General features: G+C 42.4%; 21 protein-coding genes. 9 read left to right on the forward strand and 12 right to left on the reverse strand.

Annotation, left to right across the window (positions count from 1 at the left end; genetic code table 11):
• Positions 1–2: 2 nt before the first annotated feature.
• From ACHUFI_RS14860 to ACHUFI_RS14870, 3 genes are all read right to left on the reverse strand, one after another.
• Positions 3–1277, reverse strand: a complete 1275-nt coding sequence (locus ACHUFI_RS14860) for a DEAD/DEAH box helicase (RefSeq protein ID WP_394250440.1) — start codon at positions 1275–1277, stop codon at positions 3–5.
• Positions 1278–1330: 53 nt separating this feature from the next.
• Positions 1331–1924 carry an acyl carrier protein phosphodiesterase gene (locus tag ACHUFI_RS14865; protein ID WP_394250442.1) on the reverse strand — a complete coding sequence of 198 codons (594 nt, stop codon included), beginning with the start codon at positions 1922–1924 and terminating at the stop codon, positions 1331–1333.
• Positions 1925–2007: 83 nt separating this feature from the next.
• A complete protein-coding gene (locus ACHUFI_RS14870) occupies positions 2008–2136 on the reverse strand; it encodes a hypothetical protein (RefSeq protein WP_394250444.1) in 129 nt (42 codons plus the stop codon).
• 351 nt (positions 2137–2487) lie between these two features.
• Here ACHUFI_RS14870 and ACHUFI_RS14875 point away from each other — a divergent pair, with 351 nt between their 5' ends.
• The gene (locus ACHUFI_RS14875; RefSeq protein ID WP_394250446.1) at positions 2488–3711 is read left to right on the forward strand and encodes an aromatic amino acid transport family protein; all 1224 of its coding nucleotides are present in this window, start codon (positions 2488–2490) and stop codon (positions 3709–3711) included.
• A gap of 135 nt (positions 3712–3846) precedes the next feature.
• A complete protein-coding gene (locus ACHUFI_RS14880) occupies positions 3847–5274 on the forward strand; it encodes a methyl-accepting chemotaxis protein (protein ID WP_394250448.1) in 1428 nt (475 codons plus the stop codon).
• 57 nt (positions 5275–5331) lie between these two features.
• On the opposite strand, the gene ACHUFI_RS14885 is transcribed toward ACHUFI_RS14880, so the two are convergent.
• Entirely contained in the window at positions 5332–8394 is a 3063-nt protein-coding gene (locus ACHUFI_RS14885; protein WP_394250450.1) for an efflux RND transporter permease subunit, read from the reverse strand.
• A gap of 11 nt (positions 8395–8405) precedes the next feature.
• Positions 8406–9536, reverse strand: coding sequence for an efflux RND transporter periplasmic adaptor subunit (locus ACHUFI_RS14890; protein ID WP_394250452.1), 1131 nt, complete (start codon positions 9534–9536; stop codon positions 8406–8408).
• A 167-nt stretch (positions 9537–9703) separates the two neighbouring features.
• Between ACHUFI_RS14890 and ACHUFI_RS14895 the strand changes: the two genes are divergently transcribed.
• Positions 9704–9913, forward strand: coding sequence for a hypothetical protein (locus tag ACHUFI_RS14895; RefSeq protein ID WP_394250454.1), 210 nt, complete (start codon positions 9704–9706; stop codon positions 9911–9913).
• On the opposite strand, the gene ACHUFI_RS14900 is transcribed toward ACHUFI_RS14895, so the two are convergent.
• The 3 genes from ACHUFI_RS14900 to ACHUFI_RS14910 form a co-directional block, all read right to left on the reverse strand.
• Positions 9858–10562 carry an HAD-IA family hydrolase gene (locus tag ACHUFI_RS14900; protein WP_394250456.1) on the reverse strand — a complete coding sequence of 235 codons (705 nt, stop codon included), beginning with the start codon at positions 10560–10562 and terminating at the stop codon, positions 9858–9860. The two genes, ACHUFI_RS14895 and ACHUFI_RS14900, sit on opposite strands and share 56 nt — an antisense overlap.
• Positions 10563–10730: 168 nt before the next feature.
• Positions 10731–12497 carry an HD domain-containing phosphohydrolase gene (locus ACHUFI_RS14905; protein WP_394250458.1) on the reverse strand — a complete coding sequence of 589 codons (1767 nt, stop codon included), beginning with the start codon at positions 12495–12497 and terminating at the stop codon, positions 10731–10733.
• Positions 12498–12562: 65 nt separating this feature from the next.
• The gene (locus ACHUFI_RS14910) at positions 12563–13054 is read right to left on the reverse strand and encodes a hypothetical protein (protein WP_394250460.1); all 492 of its coding nucleotides are present in this window, start codon (positions 13052–13054) and stop codon (positions 12563–12565) included.
• A gap of 263 nt (positions 13055–13317) precedes the next feature.
• Here ACHUFI_RS14910 and ACHUFI_RS14915 point away from each other — a divergent pair, with 263 nt between their 5' ends.
• From ACHUFI_RS14915 to ACHUFI_RS14930, 4 genes are all read left to right on the forward strand, one after another.
• Positions 13318–13794 carry a CreA family protein gene (locus ACHUFI_RS14915; RefSeq protein ID WP_394250462.1) on the forward strand — a complete coding sequence of 159 codons (477 nt, stop codon included), beginning with the start codon at positions 13318–13320 and terminating at the stop codon, positions 13792–13794.
• Between the two features lie 123 nt (positions 13795–13917).
• A complete protein-coding gene (locus tag ACHUFI_RS14920) occupies positions 13918–15222 on the forward strand; it encodes an inosine/guanosine kinase (protein ID WP_394250464.1) in 1305 nt (434 codons plus the stop codon).
• A 212-nt stretch (positions 15223–15434) separates the two neighbouring features.
• Complete coding sequence (locus ACHUFI_RS14925; protein WP_394250466.1) at positions 15435–17183, forward strand: formate--tetrahydrofolate ligase; 1749 nt, start codon at positions 15435–15437, stop codon at positions 17181–17183.
• A 171-nt stretch (positions 17184–17354) separates the two neighbouring features.
• Positions 17355–19256, forward strand: coding sequence for a sensor domain-containing diguanylate cyclase (locus ACHUFI_RS14930; protein WP_394250468.1), 1902 nt, complete (start codon positions 17355–17357; stop codon positions 19254–19256).
• Positions 19257–19286: 30 nt separating this feature from the next.
• Here ACHUFI_RS14930 and ACHUFI_RS14935 read toward each other — a convergent pair whose 3' ends face one another.
• Positions 19287–19889 (reverse strand): beta-phosphoglucomutase family hydrolase, encoded by a 603-nt coding sequence (locus ACHUFI_RS14935; RefSeq protein WP_394250520.1) that lies wholly within the window; start codon positions 19887–19889, stop codon positions 19287–19289.
• An 89-nt stretch (positions 19890–19978) separates the two neighbouring features.
• On the opposite strand from ACHUFI_RS14935, the gene arfB reads away from it, so the two are divergent.
• Positions 19979–20389 carry an alternative ribosome rescue aminoacyl-tRNA hydrolase ArfB gene (gene arfB / locus ACHUFI_RS14940; protein WP_394250470.1) on the forward strand — a complete coding sequence of 137 codons (411 nt, stop codon included), beginning with the start codon at positions 19979–19981 and terminating at the stop codon, positions 20387–20389.
• Positions 20390–20543: 154 nt separating this feature from the next.
• Positions 20544–22313, forward strand: a complete 1770-nt coding sequence (locus tag ACHUFI_RS14945) for a methyl-accepting chemotaxis protein (RefSeq protein ID WP_394250522.1) — start codon at positions 20544–20546, stop codon at positions 22311–22313.
• 59 nt (positions 22314–22372) lie between these two features.
• On the opposite strand, the gene ACHUFI_RS14950 is transcribed toward ACHUFI_RS14945, so the two are convergent.
• The 3 genes from ACHUFI_RS14950 to ACHUFI_RS14960 all read right to left on the reverse strand — a co-directional run bounded on the left by ACHUFI_RS14950 (position 22373) and on the right by ACHUFI_RS14960 (position 25734).
• Positions 22373–23419 carry a S1 family peptidase gene (locus tag ACHUFI_RS14950; RefSeq protein ID WP_394250472.1) on the reverse strand — a complete coding sequence of 349 codons (1047 nt, stop codon included), beginning with the start codon at positions 23417–23419 and terminating at the stop codon, positions 22373–22375.
• 169 nt (positions 23420–23588) lie between these two features.
• On the reverse strand, positions 23589–24722 hold the full coding sequence (gene gcvT / locus ACHUFI_RS14955) for a glycine cleavage system aminomethyltransferase GcvT (RefSeq protein ID WP_394250474.1): 1134 nt from the start codon (positions 24720–24722) through the stop codon (positions 23589–23591).
• A gap of 388 nt (positions 24723–25110) precedes the next feature.
• Positions 25111–25734: a helix-turn-helix domain-containing protein gene (locus tag ACHUFI_RS14960; protein ID WP_394250476.1), complete on the reverse strand. Its 624-nt coding sequence runs from the start codon at positions 25732–25734 to the stop codon at positions 25111–25113.
• Positions 25735–25765: the final 31 nt, after the last annotated feature.

Here is a 25765-nt window from a genome sequence, read left to right on the forward strand (position 1 = left end):
GGTTATCTTCTTTTGGATTGGCCGCGACCTTGATGAATTTTAAGCTTTGCTTTCATCTTTCTTTTGTCCGCGGAGCGGCCCTTACGTCTTGGCGAACGGTCATTCTCGACCTCTTCAATCAAACTAGGCTCAAAACCCGTCAACCATTCTTGCGGTAAGCGCTTATCGAGCAATGTTTCGATCGCTTCTAACAAGTATTCTTCATCTCGGCTCATCAAAGATACCGCAAGACCAGAGTTACCTGCGCGTCCGGTACGTCCGATTCGATGTACATAGTCTTCTGCTTTGTAAGGCATATCAAAATTAACAACTTGTTCGAGTTGCTGAATGTCTAGCCCACGAGCTGCTACATCGGTAGCAATTAGTGCCCTAACTTTTCCTGATTTGAAATCGTCTAACGCCTTCTGACGGGCGCCTTGGCTCTTATCACCATTAATTGATGCTGCTTTGATCCCATCAAGTTTAAGCTCTTTAACTAATGCGTCAGTGCCTTGTTTGGTTTTTGTAAACACCAGAACTTGCTGCCAGTTCTTCGAACCAATGAGATAGGCCAATAATTCGCTTTTGCGCTTTTTATCTACTGGATACACAACTTGAGTAACGGTGTCAGCGGTGCTATTGGTTGGAGTTACTTGAATTTCTTCTGGCGACTCCATCATACGATGAGCGATCGACTTAATCTTGTTATCGAACGTAGCAGAAAAGAACAGAGTTTGACGAGCTTCATTCATGCGCTTAAGTATGCGCTTGATGTCTGGCATAAAGCCCATGTCTAACATGCGATCGGCTTCATCCAATACCAAGGTTTCAGTTTGGCTTAGCATGATGTTTTTAGTGAACATGTGGTCAATGAGGCGACCAGGTGTTGCAACTAAAATATCGGCTCCCTGCTTTAAGTTGTCAGTTTGAACTTTCATGCTGGTTCCACCATAAGCAACAACGATTTTTAAGCCAGTTCCATTTGAGTAACTGACTAAGTTATCAAAAACTTGTTGTGCGAGTTCACGAGTCGGAACAAGAACTAAGGCTCTGACGAGTTTTGGGTTAGGGATAACGTTGTCTTTTGACTCGATTAGACGCTGTATTATCGGTAAGCCAAATGCAGCCGTTTTACCCGTGCCGGTTTGCGCACCAGCCAGAACATCTTTGCCTTCTAACACTAGAGGTATTGCTTGTTCTTGAACGCTTGTCGGTTTAGTAAAATTTAGTTCTGACAACGTTTCAAGTAACTGATCGGATAAACCAAGTTGATTAAAAGGCTTGATGGATTCTGACATAGTTTTTAAAGCTCAAATTTGAATAGGCGCGGATTGTAGCAAACCTGATTATATCAGGCACTATTTTGTCGGTTGAATTGGCGCGCACTGTCCAAAATGTCTGGATATAATTCAAAAAAGTGACGTTGTAGCAATTCATATTTTTGTTCTAGCACTGGGTAGCACGATTCTAGTGGGGCAAGCCTTGGTCTTCTCTGGGACATTCTAGAAAGCACAAGCTCAATTGACCCGAGGTGTTGGTAACTTTCGAGCCATCGACCCTGCCACATTTTGTCATGAACAAACTTAAAATTGTCGGGCCAATGAGGCTCCATCTGTTTGTCGATTTCTTGGTGAGTGCGAACGCAAAATTCAGCCAGCTCAGATTCGTGAAACTGTTTCCAATGCTTTGCAAGAAAGTGGTCCCAAAAGACATCTAACGCTATCGGTGAAAACCGACGGGTTTCGTCCGGAAATAAAGATTTGCAGTGTTTGGCTACGGGGTGAGAATCGGTGAAACGGTCTACATATCGATGTAGCTTAATTCCGTCACTTAAATCAGACGCAAATTGTTTGTTTGGGTCACCTTTTACGAAATCGCCCAGTAGGTTACCCGCTAGGTTACTGTTGCAGTGCTGGGCGATATGTAAATGTGCAAGATAATTCATTTTGCCTCATTAAAGTCGCGTGAATACGGTGAATAATAGCTTACTTTAATGAGGTATGTGATAGGTAATACGACTCTGTTCGGTTATTCGTTAGTCACAAATATTTCTTGAGTTTCTGTTGATGCCAATTGTTCGTACTCTGCTAAGTTGCAACCGATTTCCATAGCGTCGAGTAGTTCTAGGTTTTCTTCGTTAGCGTAATGGTCACTCATATAGACCTCTCTATTCCTTTATAAAACTAAGTATCCAAATCGTGTGAAATCCAATTGGTAATATGCCATTAGTACCTACTGTATATGACAATTTGATGTCATAAATAAAGGGGTTCAAGTCGCATATATGACCGGCGTCATAAGTAAACGTTTGCTATGGGTAATCTCTTTCTTTTCCACACTAACTGTAAAATAAAATAAACACACCATGTATATTATATTGAACAATCGATTGATTTTAAGATTATTATTAAGCAGAATGCTCCAAATCCAGTGTTAAAGGTTACTATTGAATACAAAACGTAACGAATAACACTAAGTCAACCTCACTACGTAAAGAATAATATACACATGTCTAAATCAAAGGTTTTAGGAAGTACTTTGATCATAGCTGGCACTACAATTGGTGCTGGTATGCTCGCTCTGCCCCTCGCGTCTGCTGGAATCGGCTTTACAACATCATTGTTTATTATGTTTGGCTTATGGATTCTGATGGCGTTTACCGCACTATTAATGGTCGAGCTACACCAATATGCAGATAGTAGTGCGACGTTACATACGTTGGCGGAAAAAATATTGGGACCCAAAGGGAAGTTCGTCGCGAGTTTCGCGGTGATGTTTCTATTCTACGCCCTGTGTGCGGCATACATAGCAGGTGGCGGAGCGCAATTTAATCAGAGAATTGCTGATATCGCAGGAATGGAATTAAACGGTACGATCACGACAATCGCATTTACATTAATTGTCGGAATCATAGTTGCGATCGGTACACATAGCGTTGATAAGGTTAACCGCGTACTTTTCACTTGTAAGTTAATCGCTATGGTTTTGGTTTTGAGCTTTCTCGCTCCGAACATTACCTCACAGTACCTACTGAGCATGCCACTTCAACAAGGGTTAATTGTTTCTGCTATCCCAGTTGTTTTTACTTCTTTCGGCTTCCATGGAAGCATCCCATCGATTGTTAAATACCTAGACGGTAACGTACGTTCGTTACGTAAAGTAATGATCGTTGGTTCAGCGCTTCCTTTGATCATTTATGTGTTCTGGCAATCAGTGACACTGGGTGTCGTTAGCCAAGAGCAATTGTTAATGGACTCAAGCTTAGGGGCGCTTTTAGTTTCACTGTCTCAAACCGTTCAAGTCTCTAACTTAAGTCATATTGTGGGCGTGTTCGCAGACCTAGCACTACTCACTTCTTTTATTGGCGTGAGCTTGGGGTTATTTGAATTTATGGGTGATTCACTTAGTGAGCGTTTAGGTTCTTCGAAACGAATCAAAACGGCTTTAATCACTTTCTTGCCACCACTTGGCTTTGCCCTCTTTTACCCGCAAGGTTTCATCATGGCGCTTGGTTATGCTGCGATCGCATTAGCCGTATTGGCAGTATTATTGCCTGCATTGATGGTCTACAAAGTGAGAAGCCAGTCCTTCGAAGTACACCAAGTGAATGACCAACAGGCTTACCAAGTTCGCGGCGGTAACCAAGCACTGTTTTTAACCGGCGGTATTGGGCTCTTGATTATTGGTTGTCAGGTACTAATTTCAATGGGACTCATCCCATCGCTCGGTTAGTGATATTGCTACCGATCTCTGTCACATTTATTAAAACTTAGTTACTGTCTTTTTCATATTTTATTGCCCCTTGTCTCGTTTTTATTGAGTGTCTATATATAAAGTACCCATTATATAAACTTTCAAGGGGTAAACATGAAAGAAGTAGAGTTTAGAACGATAGATCGTTTGTTCATTAAAATGTCTATCAACGACAAAATGTGGGTCATTTTCCTGCTTTTTGTTACCGCTATTAGTTTTGTTGCTGGGTCACGTTACTTCGGTACAGTAGAACAAATCCAGCAACAAGCTATCCAAAACGCCGAATATCAGCTGTCAGGTATACTGAGCGTTGAAGGTGTTTCCCCAGAGAATCATCCACTGCTTAGAAAAGCTGCAACCTCCACGCCTTCAAATATTAGTAACGGTACGGTTTCGGTATCAGCGAAAGGTCAAGATGGTCAATACTACGCCCTATCTACTAGGCCGAGTGATCTTGACGAGCAAAAACAAGCGGCCTTGTATTCATTCTTATTATCTTACCTTTGGGCAATTCCGTTTGGTGTATTCGTATATTGGGTAGCGACATTCTTAGGTGGTGCTCTATGGGTGCTATACACGACGACCGAAAAAATCGGTGAAGGTGATCTTACTTCTCGTTTAGGCTTTCATCCGGGGCGTGACGAGTTTGGTACAATCGGTTGTGCTTTAGATAAGTCGATGGACACACTCAGTGAGCTAGTGAACAACGTTAACTCTAACGCTAGTACATTAAGTGAAACTTCTGCCTCTTTTGAGCAAGAAATGAAGTTGAGCGAACAACAGATTTCAAGCCAACACGCGTCTCTAGATTCAGTCGCGACGGCAATGGATCAAATGACCGCCTCTGCTCAAGAAGTGTCCGGCATTTCTCAACGTGCAACGGCTCAAACCGAGGAAGATACTCAGCACATTGATACAAGCCATGCAAAAGTTCAAAAGGCCATTTCAGAGATAAACACACTATCCTCCTACATTGAGCAAACGTCGACTTCGGTTACGACGCTTAATGAAAACACCAGCCAAATTAACGATGTCGTTACAACGATCAACGCTATCTCAGAGCAAACAAACCTATTGGCTTTGAACGCTGCGATTGAAGCGGCGCGAGCAGGTGAGCAAGGTCGTGGATTTGCTGTCGTAGCAGATGAAGTACGCACGTTAGCAAGTCGTACTCAAGCGGCAACCGTTGAAATTCAGTCGATGATTGAAAAGCTGCAGAGTGAAAGTAAAACCATTGCCAACATTACTAACGAGACCGTACATCAAGCGCAAACAAGTAGCGAGTTGATTGCTGACATTGGTTCTGATGTTACCTCGATTGCGGATTCTGCACGCTCGTTAATGGATATGAGCATTCAGATAGCGACGTCTGCCGATGAGCAAAGTAATGTCGCAAACAGCATTGCAGCAGAGCTTAACGATATTAGAAATCAATCTAACACCATTCGAGATGTCGCGAGAGATTCATCAATTGGTGTTTCTAATCTAACGAAAGCGTCTCAGTCTTTATCAAGCACATTAGAGCGCTATCGCACTGCGTAATCTTTAAGTACTTAAATGAAAAAGAGGACTCAAATGAGTCCTCTTTTTTGTTTGATTCTAAACTTGAGTCGCTAACTGTGCCTTAGCTTTTGGCTCTCTAAAGAATAGGCTATAAAGTACTGGTACTACGCCGAGCGTCAGTAACGTACCAACTGCCATCCCAAAGATCATTACTATCGACATTGAATACCAGAACTCACCGCCTGATATAGCAAGCGGTATCAAACCAAGAATTGTAGTGAGTGTTGTCATCACAATAGGACGTAAACGAGTCACACAAGCTTCAACAATCGCATCTTTAATCTCAGCGCCCTTCTCCCTGTTTTGCTCGATACAATCAATCAACACGATTCCGTTATTAATGATAATACCTGCCAGACTAAAAATGCCTAACATTGCAGGGAACGTGAAATACGCATCCATAATCAATAGACCACTTACAGCGCCAATCAGTGACAAAGGTATTGTGAGCAAAATAATCGCCGGGCGACGGATTGAGTTAAATTGAAGTAAAAGTAACAAAATCATTACGCCGAAGCATTGCGGCAAGTAACCAAAAAGCGCGCCATTCGCTTTGCTCGCTCCTTTCAGCTCGCCGCCTAAAGTAATTTCATAACCCGGCGGAATTTCAATGCTATCAAATGTTGGCTGTACAAGTTTGTTTAGCTCACTTGCCTGCAAACTTTCATGCTTAACACTGACCGTCACCGTTCGCTCCAAGTTATAGCGGCGAATGACGGAAGGTTCGCTCGTTGCCTCAATGGTTGCGAATTGGATCAGTGGTAACGCCTCACCACCACCAGACGCGATGATTTGGGTCGTGAACAACTTATCGAGTACTTTTTCTTCATCAGAGGCTCCAACCAATACAGGAATAACATCTTCATCGTCTCGGAAACTGGTGACCTGATTACCACGTAAGTAGCTGTCTAAGCTTGTTGCTATGTCGCGGCTCGTCACACCAGCACGTAACGCTTGAGCTTGGTCTATATTCAGGATCAACTTAGGTACATCGTTTTCCCAGTCGTTCGCCACCCCGACCGCTCCGGGTACCTTCCTTAGCGCGGTTTCAATTTCTCGCGCAACATTCTTAATTACGTCAATGTCTTTACCCGCCACTTGATATTCCACCAAACCAAGTTCGGTTCCCCCAAGCCACATTCGCTTAGCTTGACCACTCGCTTCTGGCAACTGTTCAATGATGAATTTATTGGTTTTTTTGACCATTTCAGCCGCCGCATCAAAGTCCGTGGTGTTCACAACAATAAATGCTCGGTTTGGCGCACGATCTACAGGAGATAAAGCTAAGAAGAACCGTGGTCCACCGTCGCCAACGTACCTTACGGTGCTAGTCACTTCAGGGTTTGCTTCTTTATCTAGTAACCATTGATTCAACCTTGTTGTAACCCGATCGGTTTCTTCAACTCTGGTACCAGCAGGTAAGTCGACGAACACCAAAAATTGGTTTCGTTCTGAGCCTGGCATAAATTGAACAGTAACAAACTTGAACCCATACAGTGCGACCGCAAATATAGAGACTACCGTTAACAACGTAATGAACCTTGCGCCTAGTAGTGCACTGATAACCTTTCGATAGGTGTTTTTAAACGCTGAGTCTGGTTTGTTCAATTCGGATTTTGGACTTGGTTTTATGAACCACACACACATTACCGGTGTTGCAAACAGACACAAGAACCATGATGAAAGCAGTGCAACTGTAATGACTTGGGACAGTGAACGTAGATATTCCCCTGTCACGTCTTGCGCTAGTAGCAGTGGCATAAACGCCAAAATGGTCGTAAGCGATGACGTTAACAGTGGGGTTGCCATTGACTTAGAAGCCATAATCGCAGCGTCTACTCTGGTTACCCCTTCGCTGACTTTGCTCTTAATAAACTCAGCAATTACGATCCCATTATCAACCAAGAGGCCTAACGAAATAATGATCGCTGCAATGGACATTCGCTGAAGTTCAACTCCCCAAATCGACATGCCAATTACAGTCATCAGAATGGTCAGAGGAACGATACTTCCAACGATCAACCCCATTCGTAACCCTAAAAACACCATGACTACCGCAAGCACTACAGCAATAGTTTGCATTAAGTTTGAGGTTGCTGAACTTACCGATTGTTTGACTTTTTGAGGTTGGAATGTCGCAAGATCCAAATTCATTCCAATTGGGAGTTGTGCTTCACTTTGCGCAATAAAATCTAAGACTTTTTCCCCAAAGTGTTCACTTTGACTCCCTGAAGCCATGGATGCGGCAATAATAATGCTGCGCTCACCGTTGAAATAGACTGGTGTATTAAACGGGTCTTCGTAACCTCGTTCAACGTCAGCAAGATCTCTTAGGTAGACACTATTCCCTGATTCTCTTTCTTGTAAGTCAAGATCGAGGATCTCCTCTACAGTGTTAAAGTTGCCTGTTGGCTCAATTTCAATTTGAAGGGTATCAGTTTGGATGTTGCCGCCAGGAAGAACGACATTACGCGCTTGCAATGTACTGACAATTTGACGGAATTGAAATTTCTCGTTTTCTAGTGCACCGTTCTTGGCCTTAATCCAAATGCGCTCTTGGTTAACACCATATAGTTCTACCTGTGAAACGGTTTCAACACTGCTTAATCGGTCTTGAAGCTCTTCCGCTGTCTTTCTCAATTCCCGTTCTTCAAATCCATCACCAGACAAAGCGATAGTTGCAGAATAAACGCGACCAAATTCGTCATTGACCATAGGGCCAACAGTACCATCAGGTAACTGTGACTTCATGCTATCCATTCGGTTTCTCAACGAATCCCAAATAGGCTGTAAATCAAAGTACTTATCATGAACCGTGACGGTAATTTGAGACACTCCAGTACGAGACCAAGATTTAATTTCGGTCACTTCCGGTATTTGTTTTATTTTTCTTTCTAACGGCTTAGTTATGAAGTTTTCGATTCTATCAGGGGACATTCCCGGAAACTGAGCGATGACAACGGCACTTCGGATCAGAATCTCAGGGTCCTCTTTACTCGGAGCGTTCTTGAATGTATTAATCCCAAGTAACAGTAACATCACGAGAAATACTTGGGTAAATCGTTCATGTTTGAGGGCAAGTTCGGTTATTTTATGCATTGCTAACTGCCTTATAGTCCTTGCCACAACGTGACTTGCTGACCTTCATAAAGGTAAGGGACACCGGCTGTCACAACCCATTCGCCTTCGTTCAAATTGTTCAACACGACGACTTTGCTGTTGATGTTGCGCTTCGTTTCTACGTAACGTTTTTCTAGTGTCATTGTATCTGGTCGAACGATGTAGATAGCCGCACTATTTGAGCTTTGATTGTGTGAGCGATCACCAAAGTCAAATGCATCTAAAGGAAGCAAAACCACATCCTGGCTCGTTGAACCGATGTTAAATTGAATGTTTGCTGACATACCATTTCGTAAGCTCGGGGTTGGCTCTTCAAGCAATAAAGTAACGGCGTAAGCATTCCCTTTCTGAACTACGGCACCTATCTCTGAAATTTGGCCGAGAAAAATTGTGTTATTTAACGCAGGGATCTTTACTTGTACGTTTTCACCAAACGAAAACTCTTGGATCAACGATTCAGGAACCAAGAAATCGACTTCATAAGCGTAGTCATTCACTAGCTCGATGATCTTTTGGCCTGAGTTTACTTTCGTGTAGTTATCAATGAATACTTGGCTAACTTGTCCCGCGAAAGGTGCAAAGAGCTTAGCCCTCTCTAAATTAAGTTCCGCGTTCGCTAAGTCGGTTTGAGCTAAATTTTCTTGTTGTTGCTTAGCATCAAAATCCGCTTTTATGCTGTTGAGTTCTGAGTCCGAGACAAACCCTTTTTCATTTAATGTCGCAGAGCGACGGTATTTATCTTCAGCCTGTAACCTAGCCGCCTTCGATGCGCCATACGATGCGTTCGACTTTTTGAGGGCAAGAGTCAAGTCATTCGTTTCAAGTTGAGCAAGAACTTGGCCTTTTTCGACTTTCTGCCCTTTAGCAACTAAAAGGTGACTAACCGTGCCGTTCACTTTGAAACTAATAGGGGAAGTTTGAGCACTTTTTACAACACCGGTGAGCTCACGGTATTGAGTGTGCGAATCGAAAACCGCTTCCAAAAACTTCACACTTCGGACGACTTGGTCTTGTGCAGGTTCAGAAACGTCAGGTTGTTTTTCGCAACCAGCAATTAATAAGAGAAGAATAAAAGAGGTTAAGCGTTTCACATTGTCACCAGATAATTTATGGTACATCATTCCAGTATACCAAACTGTATGTGATTTCGCTAATTCGTCAGGAGATGAGTGAAGTCACTCTCAAAAAACGTAATGTTAACTGAGAAAACTGTCTAACATTCGAGCATGAAGGTAATCTTAAAGTGCTTATATAATTTCGCTCTATCTTATTGCTGCCAGGTGACATAATGAAAAATACTAATACTGCACCAAACACACTAACTTGTCCGCTATGCCAACACGATGAATATTTGATTTCAGAAAGTGGCGAGAAGTTCACATGCGCTTCATGCGGTTTTCACACAGAACATTTAACACTTATCACTCGAGGGTTAGTTGCGCCTATAGCGCCTCAACCACAGAGTTCGATGTACGCGGTAAGTAGAGCCTGTCATTGATCCAACTTTGAAGCTCAACTAATCGATTAATATTTAAAACCGAAGCGTCTACCTCTTCGGTTTTTCTTCCTTCTAAGCACAGCCTAAATGTTTTGATTCCAGCTCTAATGCCTGCTTCCACTCCTTTTGGAGTGTCATCAATATAGATGCATTCGTGAGTAAGAAACCCCATATTCATCGCGGTGTAGTTGATTAAATCCGGCTCAGGCTTCCAACTATTCGCATCAAATGCAGAAAAAACCTTACCTTTAAAATGATCAGCTAAGCCCGTCATTTCTAGGGACAACTCAATACGGTCTTTTGGCGCATTAGACGCTACGCAAAACTCGATACCTTCCTCTTCAAGAAAATGAAGAAGCTCTTTTGCGCCAGGCATTGGCTTTAAGTGGCTTTGGAAAAGTTTTTGTACGTTTTCTCGATAAAGAGGCTCAAGAATATCTAATGAAATATATAGCCCTAGTCGAGATTGCGTTTCCAGCAGAATGTCAGCGAGTTTGCCACCTTTGAAATGGCTCATACATTCTTCAAGTGTTAACTCACAATTGAATGTAGAAAACACTTGAACAAGTGCTTGGCAACATAGCTTTTCGCTATCCACCAGCGTGCCATCACAATCAAAAATAACGCATTTAACTTGTTCCAATTCCATACAATCACTCAACCATTAAGCTTAGAATTTATAGTAATTGATAAATGCTTTAATGGTAGGCGTAAGGTAACAGTTCTTAGATAGACACTTATTTATCTTCGCGAAATATGCACGAGATCACTAATATGGTTAGTTTCTATCAACAATTTCGATAATAAAACTGAGATCTTACGCTGTTTTCTGAATGTTGTTATGGTCTGGGTAGGCTTCTCTGATAGCAACAAATTCATCAATGTTGTGCAGTAAGATACGGCTTAATTGAGGGTCAAATTGGTAGCCAGCTTCTCGCTCAAATAACGCTTTCACTTGGTCAAGTGACCACGGTGCCTTATAACAGCGGGCGCTTAGTAGTGCATCAAATACATCGGCTACAGCAGTGATTCGCGCAAATAAATGGATATCTTCACCTGATTTACCATTAGGGTACCCTTTGCCATCCCATCTCTCATGATGTTCGTAAGCAATGACCGCAGCCAAGTTAGTAATGTCACCAGAACTGGTATTCAAAAGATCATAACCTGCAGTGGTATGCTGCTTCATAATAACCCATTCCTCTTCGGTAAGACGGCCGGGCTTATCAAGTATGGATTCAGGAACAGTAATCTTACCGACATCATGCATAGGGCTGATGATTTCAATCAGTTCGACATCTCGATGACTTAAGCCTTTTAACTTAGCTAATCTAGCCGACAGCATGGCGACACGTTTTACGTGATTACCGGTTTCACCGGAGCGTGATTCTATCGCCTCGCCTAGCACGTGAATCATCTCTTTTTGTACGCTTAATGTTCGCTTTTGCAGGCGTAATATCTTCTTGTTTTTAACCGCGAGTTGTTTCTTTTGCTTTAAGGTGATGGATTGCATCAGAATAATCGTGCTTAAAAATAAAATTACCGCACCACCGATAATTAACAGCCTTAGGTTTTCCTTAATAAAGGAAGGTGGTTCATTCAATAGCACACTATCTTTCGGAATGCGTGACTGACGCATACCTAACCTTTGAAGCGCATCATAATCAAATACTAAGCGTTTATTGCTACCTGCAGACAATGACGGCTCTAACTCTAGATTGATGTATTGCCCTAATGCAATAACCGCTTCGACACCAAGATTCTCTGAGCGATTCACATACCCACCTAAAATCCCTCCTTGTATAAAGAATTCCCACAGGGTGAATACAGGTGCCGCGCTTTTTTCACCAATCGTTTGTGCGATTTGGCGATAGGTGTAGTAGTTGCCTAAGGCCAGTTCGGTATTGTAGTGAGTAAGCAACACCGCATCATTTAGTGAAGCATGAGACAGTAAGTCAGCCACATCAGATAGGCGTTCATCTCTAAGGGCAATTACATTGATTTGAGGAAATAGTTTTAGCTTGTTTGTTATTTCGTTATAGATAAGCTCTGACGTCAAACTTCGGTCAGCCAAATAGTAAAGAGTTTGGAGCTTTGGTTGGACTTTAGTGATCAGCTTGATGTTACTTTCGATGTCATCCTTCTCATAAATCACCGTGCCTCTATCAGTTATTCGGATTAAGTTTTTAGAAGAGTCATTGATACCAGCGGCAACGACTGGTGTATCACGTTTTATCAGTGGGGCAAGATGTTCTAAAAATTGAATCGCCTTATCGTCAGTAACAATAACGCCATCGAAAGAATAGTGTTTGTATTTCTCTTCTAGGTATTGCTTAAATTTAGCTTCATATTTCTCGTTATTGACTCGCTTAGAATCAAGATATTCGATAGACAGCTTAGTAGGGACAGCTGCACTGCGAAAACCAAGGTCAATGCCTTTTTGAAAATCAGCGGTCCATTGATAAGAAGGTTCGTAGGAGTGTAAAACCAGCACTCGCTTCATCTTCCACATATTAGAGTCGGCGATTGCAGGATTCGAGATAACACTGACAAAAAGTAGAACGAATCGGCACAGCTTTTTCATGAGTAAACTCGAGAAATTAAGAAGTTCGAAGTTTACTCTATTGAATACGGCTTGTGCCTCTAGTTTTATAACTCAAGCCAATAATTAGGCGTTGAAGTATGATCTTGCTCCCAAACTTCAATGACACGAGATGCTAGATCAGCCACTTCACCGCCTTTATAGACGAGGTCGGAAACCAACAAGTCACCTGAAGCGAAAGTTGATATTGCAGAGCCAACCACCTCCCCTCCTGTCATCGCCAAATAAAGGTTATGCTCATCTGACAAGATGATTTGAGTAAAGAACTCTAAGACGTTTGCTTTGTCGCCGTCATTTTTAAACATTGAGCTTTGACTTAGTGCAAACATGACGGTCATTTTATGAAAATCAACGAGGAAGATTTCGAGTGATGGGGCGGTGGAGGTGTTAGGAGTAAATGGTTGAAGTGTTTTGTGAGTTAGTGAGTCAAGGTAGAGCTGCTTGCCTAAGAGTGTCTCTTTAGCCGGAAAGGCGACGTCAACATGACTAACAAGCCAATCTGTTTTTAGTTTGGCAATTGCAGGTATTTCGTTATTCATTCTTTTATTACCTATTAGATTTTAGCCCCAAATATCGCAATTATTTGGAAGGCAAATGTTCGACTTAGGAGCCGAACTACAGCCAAAAAGCATACAGACCATCAAGATAACCAACAAGCCTTTTAATTTTTTCATTTTAAATCCCAACCTAAATCACTTTAATTATCACTCGATTAAATTTTTGATAATAAACGCAAACTCATATCATCTGAGCATAATCTTTCATACAATCGTTAGAACTTTCCACATAAAGGAACTATTTCATGAAAAAAGCGCTACTTGCTGTTGGACTTATCGCGTTAATCACTGGTTGTTCAGACAATGAAGTTGGCGACGTGTCTCTAGGCATGTTCACGATGAAAGATATCAAACTTAACACACTCGTTGATCCAGAAGTTCCTGGCGTGACTTGCCACGTAGCAAGTATTGAGGCCGACTTTAGCCTTGCGGATCCAAGCGACAGCTCAATTTCTTGCCGTCAAACTGGCGAAATCACACCAGAGATGCTTGCCGACATAGACAAAAGTAAGTCCGGCGAAGTCGTCTTTAAGAAGTCGAAAAGTGTTTTCTTTAAAGCGATGAAGATCCGCCGTATATACGATCCTGCGAACCAAACCCTTATGTACCTATCGTATTCAACGAAAGAGACTTCTGGTAGCTTTAAGCATAGCTTATCAACGGTCCCTCTATGGGGAACTAAAGCATATGTCGAGCCAACAGCGGCAGTAAATCAGCAGTAAAGTCATAAATATGAGTTCATTTGGTTATTCGCTGCCCAAGTGAACTCAAATGTAATAAAAATGAAAGATAGTCGGAAATTTTGTGATATCATGCGGCAAAATTTTCCCACTATCTTTTTTCATATGAAGTTTCCTGGTCAGCGTAAATCTAAGCACTACTTCCCTACTCACGCCCGTGATCCATTGGTCAATCAGATTCAACAAACTCCAATGTTGCACCGCCCTACCATTGTTGGTGTTGGTCAAACGATTGTTGATATCGAAGCTCGTGTAGACAATGAGTTCTTAGAAAAGTATGAACTGAGTAAAGGCCACTCTTTAGTGCTAGAAGAGAGCAAAGCCGATGCTTTATATGAAGAACTTGTAGAGCGTGGTTTAATTACTCACCAGTATCCAGGTGATACCATTGGCAATACCCTTCACAATTACTCGGTACTTGCTGACAGCAAATCAGTGTTATTAGGCGTAATGTCTAAGAATATTGAAGTCGGATCTTATGGATACCGCTATTTATGCCGTACTTCTTCGCGCATGAATTTGAATCACCTTCAGACAGTAGATGGCCCAATTGGTCGTTGCTACACACTTATCTCTGAAGATGGCGAGCGAACCTTCGCAATTAACGAAGGTCAAATGAATCAGCTTAAGCCTGAAAGCATTCCAGAAAAAGTGTTCGAAAAAGCCTCAGCGTTAGTTGTGTCTTCATACTTGATGCGTGGTAAGCCTGAAGATCCAATGCCACAAGCCGTTCAAAAAGCCATTGAATACGCTAAGTCGCATAATGTACCTGTTGTATTAACACTTGGTACCAAATATGTCATCGAAGGCAATGCTGAATGGTGGCAAAACTATTTAAAAGAAAACGTGACTATAGTTGCGATGAACGAAGAAGAAGGTGAAGCTTTAACAGGCGAAAAGGATCCACTTCTTGCATCCAATAAAGCGTTAGAGTGGGTTGATTTAGTACTTTGCACTGCCGGCCCCATTGGCCTTTATATGGCAGGTTACACGGAAGAAGCACATAAACGTGAAACGACGTTACCCCTTCTTCCTGGTAACATCCCTGAATTCAACAAGTACGAATTCAGCCGCGCTATGCGTAAATCTGATTGCACGAACCCAGTTAAAGTTTACTCGCACATCGGCCCTTACCTTGGTGGTCCATTAGAGATTAAAAATACTAACGGTGCGGGTGACGGTGCTTTGTCTGCGCTCCTGCATGACATGGCGGCTAACAGCTACCATCAAGTTAACGTTCCAAACTCAGAAAAGCATGAACAGACGTGTTTGACGTACTCTTCACTTTCGCAAATTTGTAAGTACGCGAACCGCGTGAGCTATGAAGTGTTGACTCAGCACTCTCCTCGTCTCTCTCGCGCATTACCTGAAAGAGAAGATAGCTTAGAAGAAACCTACTGGGATCGTTAATCATACGCTTCTTCAAAAGGCTGCATTTTATGCAGCCTTTTTTGCTTTGTGGCTATCGGCACATAACGGATTTGATCTCGCGCAATGTAAGCGTAGATCTGCTACCTTACAGCACATCTAACTACACTTCTAACTTTACAAAGCCAATTTCGCCAGTATTATCACGAAGCAAACGTTTACCTAACTTAAGTTAGCCTGCATAGGGAGTATTTATGCTATCTGACATTGATATTTGCCGTAACACACCACTCTCGCCAATTTCTCAAATCGCGCACTCATGTGGACTCAACGAATCTGAATTTGAAACTTACGGAAAGAATAAAGCTAAAGTTTCGCTTTCTTGCCTCAAGCGGCTAGAAAACCAGTCAAACGGTAAACTGATTGTTGTTACCGCAATCACCCCAACTCCGTTAGGTGAAGGTAAAACCGTCACTACCATTGGTTTATCTCAAGGCTTAGCAAAACTAAATCGCTCAGTCATGGCATGCATACGTCAGCCTTCAATGGGGCCAGTTTTTGGTGTGAAAGGAGGGGCTGCAGGCGGTGGCTACTCTCAGGTCGCACCAATGGATGAACTCAATCTGCATTTGACCGGAGATATCCATGCGGTCACCGCTGCTCATAACCTCGCTTCCGCAGCGATAGATGCAAGGATCTACCATGAACAACGCCAAGGGTATGAAGCCTTTGAAAAGCGCTCTGGACTTAAGGCACTACGTATCGACCCCAATAACGTCACGTGGAAACGTGTTCTTGACCATAATGACCGCGCCCTACGTATGGTTGATGTAGGCCTTAATTCCCAGGGGAAAACGGTTAATGGATATGAGCGACAAGATGGTTTCGATATCTCTGCGGCATCAGAGCTCATGGCCATACTTGCCCTAGCCCACGATCTGCCAGATTTAAGGACTCGAATTGGACAAATAGTCATTGGTTACGATTTTGATGACTCGCCAATTACAACAGAAGATCTCCAAGTTGCTGGTGCGATGGCAGTTACGATGAAAGAATCCATCAAACCCACCTTAATGCAAACCCTTGAAGGTGTACCTACGCTGATTCATGCGGGTCCGTTTGCAAACATCGCTCATGGCAATTCCTCTATTATTGCAGATAGAATCGCGTTAAAACTCTCAGATTATGTGGTCACTGAAGGTGGATTTGGCTCAGATATGGGTTTCGAAAAAGCCTGTAATATCAAAGCTCAAGCATCAGGTAAAGCGCCAGACTGCGCGGTAATCGTAACGACACTTCGTGGACTAAAAGCCAACTCAGGACTGTATGACCTTAAGCCTGGAATGGCGTTGCCTGAAGCCCTATTTCTGGATGACAATGATGCTCTACTTGCGGGTTTCGAAAACTTGAAGTGGCATATCGACAACGTGAATAAGTACGGGATCCCAGCAGTCGTTGCGATTAATCGATTCCCACAAGATTCAAACCAAGAGCTTGCATTGTTAGCCGAATGGATAAAACAATACGACTCGGAAGTGGAAGTAGAAATAAGTGAAGCCTTTGCCAACGGTGGTGATGGTGTATCCAAGCTCGCAGAAAAGGTACTCAAGGCATGTGAAAAACCAAATTGTTTCAATCCCTTATACCGCCTTGAACAATCACTTCCGGAAAAGCTGATGGCAGTCAGCGAAATTGGATATGGCGCTTCGAGCATCACCCTCTCTGAATCGGCACAATCCCAATTGGCCATGATGTCTGAACAAGGATATGGAGAACTCGCGGTATGCTTCGCAAAAACGCCGCTTTCAATATCTACGGAAGGACATATCAAAGGTGCGCCTAAAGGGTTTGAGGTTCATATAAGAGAGCTCAAGCTGTGTGCCGGAGCAGGATTCATTTATGCTCTGTGCGGAAATGTAATGACCATGCCAGGCTTACCAGATAAACCAGCGTTTATGTCTCTCGATATAGACGAACAAGGCAACATCATTGGCTTAAGCTAATAGCATTTGGCAGAGTCGTTTATCTGGCTATTTACAGTGTAAACGACTCTGCCTTCATGTTTTGAAGCACATAAGTATCTCCTAACAAGTAGATGAATAACTTATTGAGGAGAAGATCACATTAAAAAACCATATGAAACTGTACTATTTCCCTAGCTCTATGAGGGAAATATGAAAATTAAACTTGCTAAGCTTTCTGGACAATTTGTCTGTACGTTATTTGCCTTAGGAATCGTACCTGCTTTATACATTTCAGCTGAACTTAAACGCATTGGCACGCAGTACAACGACAGTATTCAGCAAACTCACTACAATCAAGTTGAATACAGTTACCATGAACTATCGAACATCATACGCCAAATTTCGACCTCAGTTCCTACTATTGCTCGCTCTAAAACACTCATACGCGCAATCGAAAATCCTGATCCTGTTAACTTTGAGTCGGTCCAAGATCTATGGACCATGCTTGCTCGTGGCCAAAAATATTATTCCCAGTTGCGCTTTATCAATAACGATGGTTTTGAGGTTATTCGCGTTAACCACGAAGACAATATCACGACGGTTATCGCGCCAAGTCAGTTACAGGACAAGTCAAATCGAGACTATTTTCAGAAAGCTAAAACGCTAAAGTCGCGTGAGGTCGTTTCTTTTGGTTTAGATCTAGAAATTGAAAATGGCTCGATCGTACAACCTATTATCCCGGCACTAAGAATTATCACACCAGTCGAATCTAGAGGAAGACGACTTGGGTATTTTGTCGCGAACCTAGATATGCAAGAAATCTATTCCCGATTAAAATACGACAGAAGTAACCGCGCACTGCCCACTCTGATTAACGAGCGTGGTTACGTTGTAATGTCTGAAAATTTAGATAACGCTTTTGGCCATTTACTGGATGAGCGCCGTGCTAACACCCTATCAGTCACCCATCCTAACCTCTGGAAAAGCATCCTCTTAAATGATTCTGGAAGTTACTTTGATGGTAATTATTGGTACTTTTACTCAGATGTCAGTTCCGCTATTTCTCAGTTCCATGATCCACTGTACATGGTTTTGAAAGTGACGGATTCCAAACTAAAAGATAATTACGATAAAGAACTGCTTTCCACTTACGAACAAGCCTTTGGACTATTCATCATAATCGTTGGGATATCAGTGATATTTGTGTGGTGGAACTACCGCCATAACAAAAACAGCATTGAAAGCCAGTTAGCGAAAGCGGCGATGAATGGCATGTCGGCACTGGTTATCACTGATAGAAACAACAGAATCATTCAAGTTAATCAAGAATTTACTAGAGCTAGCGGTTACACCCTTGAAGAAGTAAAAGGCAAACAACCTTCCATTTTCGCTTCCGGTCGATACAACCAAGAATTCTATGTCAATATGTGGAAGGTGATTCAACAGGATGGGATTTGGGAAGGCGAAGTCGTAAACCGACGTAAAGACGGTTCATTGATCACCGAAATTCTACGCATACAAACCATCATGGACAAAGATGGAGTCATTCAGTTTTATGTCGCATCCTTTGTCGACATTTCCAAGCGTAAAGAGCTAGAAGATCAACTAAGAGAACTTAGTGAAAAGGACTCGCTAGCGGGTTGTTGGAACCGTCGTAAATTTGATATTGAGCTTAGAGAACAATCCAATTTAAGTGGTCGATACCCTGATAAAGAGATCTCTTGCCTTGCGATAGTCGACATTGACCATTTCAAACGAATTAATGATGAACACGGTCACGACTACGGTGACAAGGTCATTAAAACAGTCGCACAAGTACTTTTAAGAGAATGTCGAGAAACCGATTTTGTGGCTCGTATAGGCGGTGAAGAGTTTGGACTCATTCTCCCTCACACGGCGGTTGGCGAAGCAAATTATGTTCTTAACCGTTTAAGAACAGCCGTAAGTTTAGAGTTAGAAGGCAAAGTCACCATTAGTGGAGGCATAACGAATATTACAGGCGATGCGAATCAAAACTATAAGTGTGCAGACGTCGCCCTCTATGATGCAAAAGCCAACGGTCGAGATACGATCTGCCAGTTCTTAAGTAACGAACTTAGCGAGATCGCATAACCCTTTCATAGCTCTTTTGGTCGCCCTTACTTATTCTGAGTAAGGGTGAAACTCTAACTTGTCCCCATTCACCACCATCACACAATCCATTCCAGCCGCGTGTGCTGCTTTTTTGCCTAGTTCGGTATCTTCGAATACCACGCATTCAGATGGGGTCAGGTTGAGTTCTTCGCATGCTTTTAAGAAGGTATCTGGGCTTGGCTTATGGTTGACCACATCCGTAGCAGTGACGATAGAATCTAGCAAAGGCACTATATCGTGGTTCTTTAATAAGCTCATCGCGCTTATTCTTTGGCTCCCCGTCCCTACCGCGAGTTTTTTCTTGCCGTGGTAATGTGTGAGCACATTATGACTGCAAGGGATAATACTGCCTTTGTCTTTTAGGTTAGTAAAGGTGTGCATTTTGTACTTGGAGACAGTTTCTGGATCCAAGTTTAGCGCTAACTTACGGTTGATCTCCGAAACGATCTTGAAGCTCGGCATCCCACCTAAGCTATGTAGCCAAGTACGTTCAAATTCGAATCCAAAGTGCTGAGCAGTAATTGCCCAAGCTTCTAAGTGTGCTGGCATGGTATCGAGTAACGTACCATCCATATCAAAAATGAGTCCCGCGTATTTGTCCAAGTTCACTATTACTACTTCTCTCTTTATTAAAGAAACATACTGCCAGTCTAAGCAAGAAACAGTATCATGCCTCTAACTTATCTTTAATACTGCTTATCATGCTCCAAATATCCAACTCAGTCACCATCCAAGCTTGGGAAATTCAAATTACCGCTATACGTGCACAAGGTGCTGGCGGTCAGAACGTGAATAAAGTATCCAGTGCAATCCACCTCAGATTTGATATTAAGCATTCAACACTCCCTGACTTTTATAAAGAGCGTCTGCTTTCATCAAAAGACAGCAGAATCACAAAAGACGGTGTAATCATTATCAAGGCGCAGCAGTTCAGAACCCAAGAACAAAATAAAGAAGATGCATTATCTCGTTTACGTGAATTAATCCTTAACTCGACCAAAGTTCAGAAAACAAGACGTCCAACGAAACCTACAAAAGGATCACAAAAACGTAGGCTAGAGAAGAAAAGTCAACGCAGCCAAACCAAAAAATTGCGAGGCAAACCTTTATAGTTAGAATTACAAACTCTTACATATATATCAATTACTTATTGTTGGGGTTACCATACCATTACTTTACTATTGACAAATAAGATAGTTATTTAGTACACATTTAACTATGCAATGCTAAATTTATAAGTGCACAACGATTATTTAGGGGTTTATGATGAATATTAAGCAAAAGCTGTATTCGTTGGGTTTCATCGCCATATTTGGCGTACTGGCGCTGTTATTTACTGCTACGCATTTTGCTAGAACATCTGCAGAAATAAACCAAGCAGTGAACTTGGTCTCCCAACTAGAAATACGACTACTCAATTTACGTAGAAACGAAAAAGATTTCCTGCTTCGAAAAAATTTAAAATATTTAGATAAATTTAACGGCAACATTTCTCTATTTCTAGATTATGAAAGCCAACTATCAACGATCTTGCTCACTCATGATTTACCTTCCAGTAATTTGTTAAAACAAGATTTGCTCCGCTACCAAAAGGGCTTTGAAGCGCTTGTTTCTGCCTTTAACACTCACGGCTTAAGCAACGAAAGTGGCTTGTTAGGCGACTATGTCCGTGCCTTCAATAGTGCTGAATCTCAAGCACAAGACCAAGATCTACTAAAGCTTAATAAATTCGATGACGAAGTATCCAACGGTAACGTAAACCAAGGGTTACTCTCTGGTATTTCTAACTCTAACTTGATTAATGCCGCGCAGGCTCTTGTTAATCAAAAGAAAGTAATTGGTCTGAAGTATAACGAGGGCTTGTTAGGTGAAACTCGCGGGCTTTCACATAGCGTAGAGGAACAGTTCAAAACTTTTTCTGCTGCACTTAAAGAAGAACAAGCTATCCAACAAGATAGCCTCGCCTTTATTAAGCAAGCAGTTACCATCATCGTTTTACTTGTAATTATCGCTTTGGTATTCCAAATTTCGCGTTCAATTAACCTGCAAGTGAGTAAGCTTTCAGCTGTCATTAAAAAGATTTCAGAAAATAACGATGTTGGTATGCGTGCAGAGCTAACGGGTCGAGATGAGCTGGTAAACATCGGTGATCACTTTAACAAGTTGCTCGAAAAGTTTGAGGCACTGGTGTGCGGTTCTCAGGATAAATCGCAACGCCTGACAAGCAGTACTGGTAACATGCACACCCAGTTAGAAGACGTTATCCAACAGTTCCATGTGCAAGCAGATCATACGACGACAATGGCAACTGCTGTCCAAGAAATGGTCGCAACAATCAATGAGATTTCAGAAAGCACCACGGTTGCTGTAGAAGGCGTTCAACAGGCGGCAAATAATGCCGAAAGTGGTCGTAATGTCGTGAAGACAACGGTTAACAATATTGGGGAGCTTTCTTCTACCCTAGCGAATAGCCAAGCTTCAATCAGCTCTCTGAACGAACACGTTGATAAGATCGGTGGCGCAGTGCATATCATTCAAGAGATTGCGGAACAAACCAACCTACTTGCTCTTAACGCGGCAATTGAGGCGGCTCGTGCTGGCGAGCAAGGACGAGGCTTTGCGGTCGTTGCCGACGAGGTTCGTGCACTGGCAAGCCGTACTCATCAATCAACTGAAGAAATCACGAAAGTCGTTTCTGCTATCCAGAACCAGATGTCGACCGTGGTCACCGATATCGACCAATGTAATAGCCAAGGTCAAGATACCTTGCATGCCTCTGAAAAACTTGATGAAAGCCTAAGTCAGATAATTAATGACATGGGTTCAATTCAAGCTAATTCTGAGAGAATCGCATCCGCAATAGAAGAACAAGGGATCGTGATGAATCAAGTGAGTGAGTCCATAACCGAGCTCAACTCAATCTCAGAAAGCAACATGCAGTCTGCCCAAGATTGTTTGAATGAGGTTAACTCGGTATCTGCGCAAGCATCTGACATGGACAAAGCCGTCGCTGAGTTCAAAACACGTCAAGCGTAGCCATTTTCCAAAAAAACAAAAAAGCTCCTATTTAGGAGCTTTTTTTATTCGGAAAGAGATTACTTTCTAACTCTTCGGAAAGCCGAGACAACCAAAAGAAAAGAAACATACCACCAAGGCACACTACCGCCACTAGACTGCGAACTTCCATCAGACACGCTGATCGTCCCGCCAGAATAGGTAACCTCCCCATTGGCATTCAAGTAGTCTACGCGCTGACTATTACTCGATGTAGATTTTGGCGTTTCGTTTCCTGCTAACACGCTGTCTACCCAATCTCTATAGTCATAGATTTCAGTAAATACAGAGGTAACACCGCCATTGTAACCACAGGTCGACGGTCCAAAGCTTGTGAGTCCGATCTGCTCGTATTCAGAACCGTTATACCAATATATCGGGCCGCCTGAATCTCCCTGACACGTTCCTCCAGTGAGTTTCGTACTTGAACTGTAAGTTCCATTAAAACAAATTTGATTGTTGGTAAGAGCATCACCTTCGACGAACTGCTCAGCACAAAACGAATTCGATATAGGGCTTAGGTTAACTTCAAGTAAGGTATCCGATGTGTCATTCCCTGAGACCGTATTTCCATGTCCAACGGCAGTAAACGTGGTATTTACCGAGTCATTACGATAACTCTCAGAGCTTGGCCTTTGAATGACGTCGTTGACCGTATCGATATTTAATGATGTTTCCAACTTTAGAATGGCAATATCGTTAGCAAGAAGATCACTTAAGCTATTCGAGTAGTCATCACGGTAATAGATTTCCGAAATACGCGCGCGTTGTATGTTTCCCGATGGGTATTCATTCACATCGTACAGTTGCGGGACAACAACGGTAAAGAGTTGTACTGCCTCATCACCGTAAATACAGTGTGCTGCGGTTAAAATATGGTTTTCATCTAAAATGGTTGCGCCACAGTAGGGCTCAGGATAATACACATTATCGTATTCATAACTGTCTAAGAAAAGGTGGGCAATCGAAGGAAAAGTCGCAACGGAGCTATCCGTACCATTGACAATGTACGGAGATATTTCTGTATCGGCTTGGCATAGAAATGACGCGCCAATCATTACAGTGTAACTTAAAGATTTAATGGTCAAATTAAACTCCTTCTCAACCATGGAATCAGATAACTAGGATAATCCATCCCCTATGATTTGAGTATAGAAGTTTTTACATACAGTGGCTAAGCATAAATATTCAGTAAATCATATGCATAAAAAAAGCCGCAGGAAGATCCCACGGCTCACTTAATTATTGAATTTATTATTAACCGCGATAGTAACGCTGAGGTACAAACGGCATTTTTTCAACGGTCATTGCTAGTTTTTTGCCACGAACCTCAGCAAAGACTTCAGTGCCGATTGCTGCAAGATCAGTACGTACATAAGCCATCGAAACTGGTTTACCTGCATTTGGCCCAGCAGTTCCACTAGTTACAACACCAATTTTGTTGTCTTCAGCGTCGAATAATTCCGCTCCTTCACGTACAGGTGCTTTAGTCTGTCCGACAAGACCGACACGTTTGCGTTGCACATCTTTGGTTGCGATTTGTTCAAGAATGATGTCTGCGCCAGGGAAACCACCAGCACGCTCACCGTCTGTACGACGCACTTTCTGAATGCCCCATAGTAGGCTTGCTTCAACAGGTGTTGTTGTCGTATCTAAGTCGTGACCGTATAGACATAGACCACACTCAAGACGAAGTGAATCACGAGCACCAAGGCCGATCCATTCCACTTCAGCTTCAGCGGTAAGCTTACGAGCAAGTGCTTCTGCACGTTCATTTGGCACAGAGATTTCGTAACCATCTTCACCTGTGTAACCACTTCGGCTTACGATACATTCCACGCCGTCAATTTCAAGCTTTTGCACGTCCATGAATAACATGTCAGACACTGCTGGTTGGAAACGAGCTAACACTTCCGCCGCTTTAGGGCCCTGTAAAGCAAGTAGTGCACGGTCATCGATCACTTCTAGCTCTACATCAGATGGCAAATGAGCGGTTAGATGATCGATGTCTTGAGTTTTACACGCGGCATTGACTACCACGAATAAGTGGTCACCTAAGTTCGCTACCATTAAGTCATCCATGATGCCGCCTTGTTCATTAGTAAAGAACGCGTAGCGCTGTTTACCTGAAGGCAGGTCAATGATGTCAACTGGAACCAATGATTCAAGAACTTTTGCAGCATTAGCACCGTGTAGGCGCACCTGCCCCATATGAGAAACATCGAACAAGCCTGCGGCATCACGAGTATGAAGGTGCTCTTTCTTTACGCCTAATGGGTATTGCACTGGCATATCGTAGCCCGCGAATGGAACCATTTTTGCGCCTACTTCAACGTGTAGTGCATGTAGAGGCGTTTTTAACAGGTCTTGATTAGTGTGTTCTTGAGTCATTGTTATTCTCCATTAAGCTGCTCAATCACGGTTACATGAATCTATCGAGCTTGTTTGCTTATATCTCTTATTTAGAGTTCGCTATTCAGCAAGGGTAAAGACATTGATTATTCGATTACACCAGAGCATTTCTTCACTCTAAATCAAATAGCCACAAATCCACTTCAGTAAACTATGTTCACTATAGTAAACAAGCCTGACCCACTTTTATACCTTTAACAAGATTAAAACAGTTCAAAATGTGACATTTAACAATTAAAAAACATAGTTACACCCCAAACAAAAACGCCTTTTTGATGCATTTAACAACAAAAAGGCGCAAGTTTGGAGCGAATCAAAACAAAAGCAAACGGTTGCTTTCACTATAGGAAATTTTAATTTAGTTCGCTTATTTTGCTGTAACCCACAAAATATGAGCGTCATCGTCGCTCGTAGAGATAAGCATGTGCCCCATATTGGCATCATAGTAGACGCTATCGCCTTCTGACATTGGCACAGGTTCGTAGAATTCAGAATAGAACATCACACTACCAGATAGAATCATTAGAAACTCTTCTCCATCATGCCTTACCCAATCTCCATATTCTTCGAAGTTTCTCGCTCGAATACGGCTTTTAAAGGGCATCATTTTCTTATTGGAAAGTTGAGTCGCGAGAAGTTCGTGTTCATACGTTGGCGTAGGGTGTGGTTTCCCTTGCCCACTTTTCGTTAAGTCTCTACGCCCAGTTGCAACCTTTTTTCTTGGTGGTTCAAACAGTTGTGGCATATCTATCTGCAAACCAAGCGCTAGTTTTTGCATAGCTTGAAAAGTAGGTGATATTTGCTCGTTTTCTATTTTGCTTAGCGTAGATCTCGCTAGGCCAGTGCGTTGACTCGCCTCTTCTAGGGTAATGCCTAATTTACTGCGGATATCTTTGATTCGTTGACCTAGTTTTAACGGCTCAATCGTTTGTTCTTGTGATTCTTTTGCCAACGTTAAAGATGGGTATTCATCGTAAATCTCTTCTGACATACATCCCTCTATTTCTTGCTTCCTGTCTATC

It is taken from the genome of Vibrio profundi (assembly GCF_043642225.1).
GTDB lineage: Bacteria > Pseudomonadota > Gammaproteobacteria > Enterobacterales > Vibrionaceae > Vibrio > Vibrio profundi_A.

What these genes read in the sequence shown, in the direction of transcription:
- ACHUFI_RS14860 (WP_394250440.1), bottom strand. Translation starts at nt 1,277, where the DNA reads ATGTCAGAATCCATCAAGCCTTTTAATCAACTTGGTTTATCCGATCAG.
- ACHUFI_RS14865 (WP_394250442.1), bottom strand. Translation starts at nt 1,924, where the DNA reads ATGAATTATCTTGCACATTTACATATCGCCCAGCACTGCAACAGTAAC.
- ACHUFI_RS14870 (WP_394250444.1), bottom strand. Translation starts at nt 2,136, where the DNA reads ATGAGTGACCATTACGCTAACGAAGAAAACCTAGAACTACTCGACGCT.
- ACHUFI_RS14875 (WP_394250446.1), top strand. Translation starts at nt 2,488, where the DNA reads ATGTCTAAATCAAAGGTTTTAGGAAGTACTTTGATCATAGCTGGCACT.
- ACHUFI_RS14880 (WP_394250448.1), top strand. Translation starts at nt 3,847, where the DNA reads ATGAAAGAAGTAGAGTTTAGAACGATAGATCGTTTGTTCATTAAAATG.
- ACHUFI_RS14885 (WP_394250450.1), bottom strand. Translation starts at nt 8,394, where the DNA reads ATGCATAAAATAACCGAACTTGCCCTCAAACATGAACGATTTACCCAA.
- ACHUFI_RS14890 (WP_394250452.1), bottom strand. Translation starts at nt 9,536, where the DNA reads ATGATGTACCATAAATTATCTGGTGACAATGTGAAACGCTTAACCTCT.
- ACHUFI_RS14895 (WP_394250454.1), top strand. Translation starts at nt 9,704, where the DNA reads ATGAAAAATACTAATACTGCACCAAACACACTAACTTGTCCGCTATGC.
- ACHUFI_RS14900 (WP_394250456.1), bottom strand. Translation starts at nt 10,562, where the DNA reads ATGGAATTGGAACAAGTTAAATGCGTTATTTTTGATTGTGATGGCACG.
- ACHUFI_RS14905 (WP_394250458.1), bottom strand. Translation starts at nt 12,497, where the DNA reads ATGAAAAAGCTGTGCCGATTCGTTCTACTTTTTGTCAGTGTTATCTCG.
- ACHUFI_RS14910 (WP_394250460.1), bottom strand. Translation starts at nt 13,054, where the DNA reads ATGAATAACGAAATACCTGCAATTGCCAAACTAAAAACAGATTGGCTT.
- ACHUFI_RS14915 (WP_394250462.1), top strand. Translation starts at nt 13,318, where the DNA reads ATGAAAAAAGCGCTACTTGCTGTTGGACTTATCGCGTTAATCACTGGT.
- ACHUFI_RS14920 (WP_394250464.1), top strand. Translation starts at nt 13,918, where the DNA reads ATGAAGTTTCCTGGTCAGCGTAAATCTAAGCACTACTTCCCTACTCAC.
- ACHUFI_RS14925 (WP_394250466.1), top strand. Translation starts at nt 15,435, where the DNA reads ATGCTATCTGACATTGATATTTGCCGTAACACACCACTCTCGCCAATT.
- ACHUFI_RS14930 (WP_394250468.1), top strand. Translation starts at nt 17,355, where the DNA reads ATGAAAATTAAACTTGCTAAGCTTTCTGGACAATTTGTCTGTACGTTA.
- arfB (WP_394250470.1), top strand. Translation starts at nt 19,979, where the DNA reads ATGCTCCAAATATCCAACTCAGTCACCATCCAAGCTTGGGAAATTCAA.
- ACHUFI_RS14945 (WP_394250522.1), top strand. Translation starts at nt 20,544, where the DNA reads ATGAATATTAAGCAAAAGCTGTATTCGTTGGGTTTCATCGCCATATTT.
- gcvT (WP_394250474.1), bottom strand. Translation starts at nt 24,722, where the DNA reads ATGACTCAAGAACACACTAATCAAGACCTGTTAAAAACGCCTCTACAT.
- ACHUFI_RS14960 (WP_394250476.1), bottom strand. Translation starts at nt 25,734, where the DNA reads ATGTCAGAAGAGATTTACGATGAATACCCATCTTTAACGTTGGCAAAA.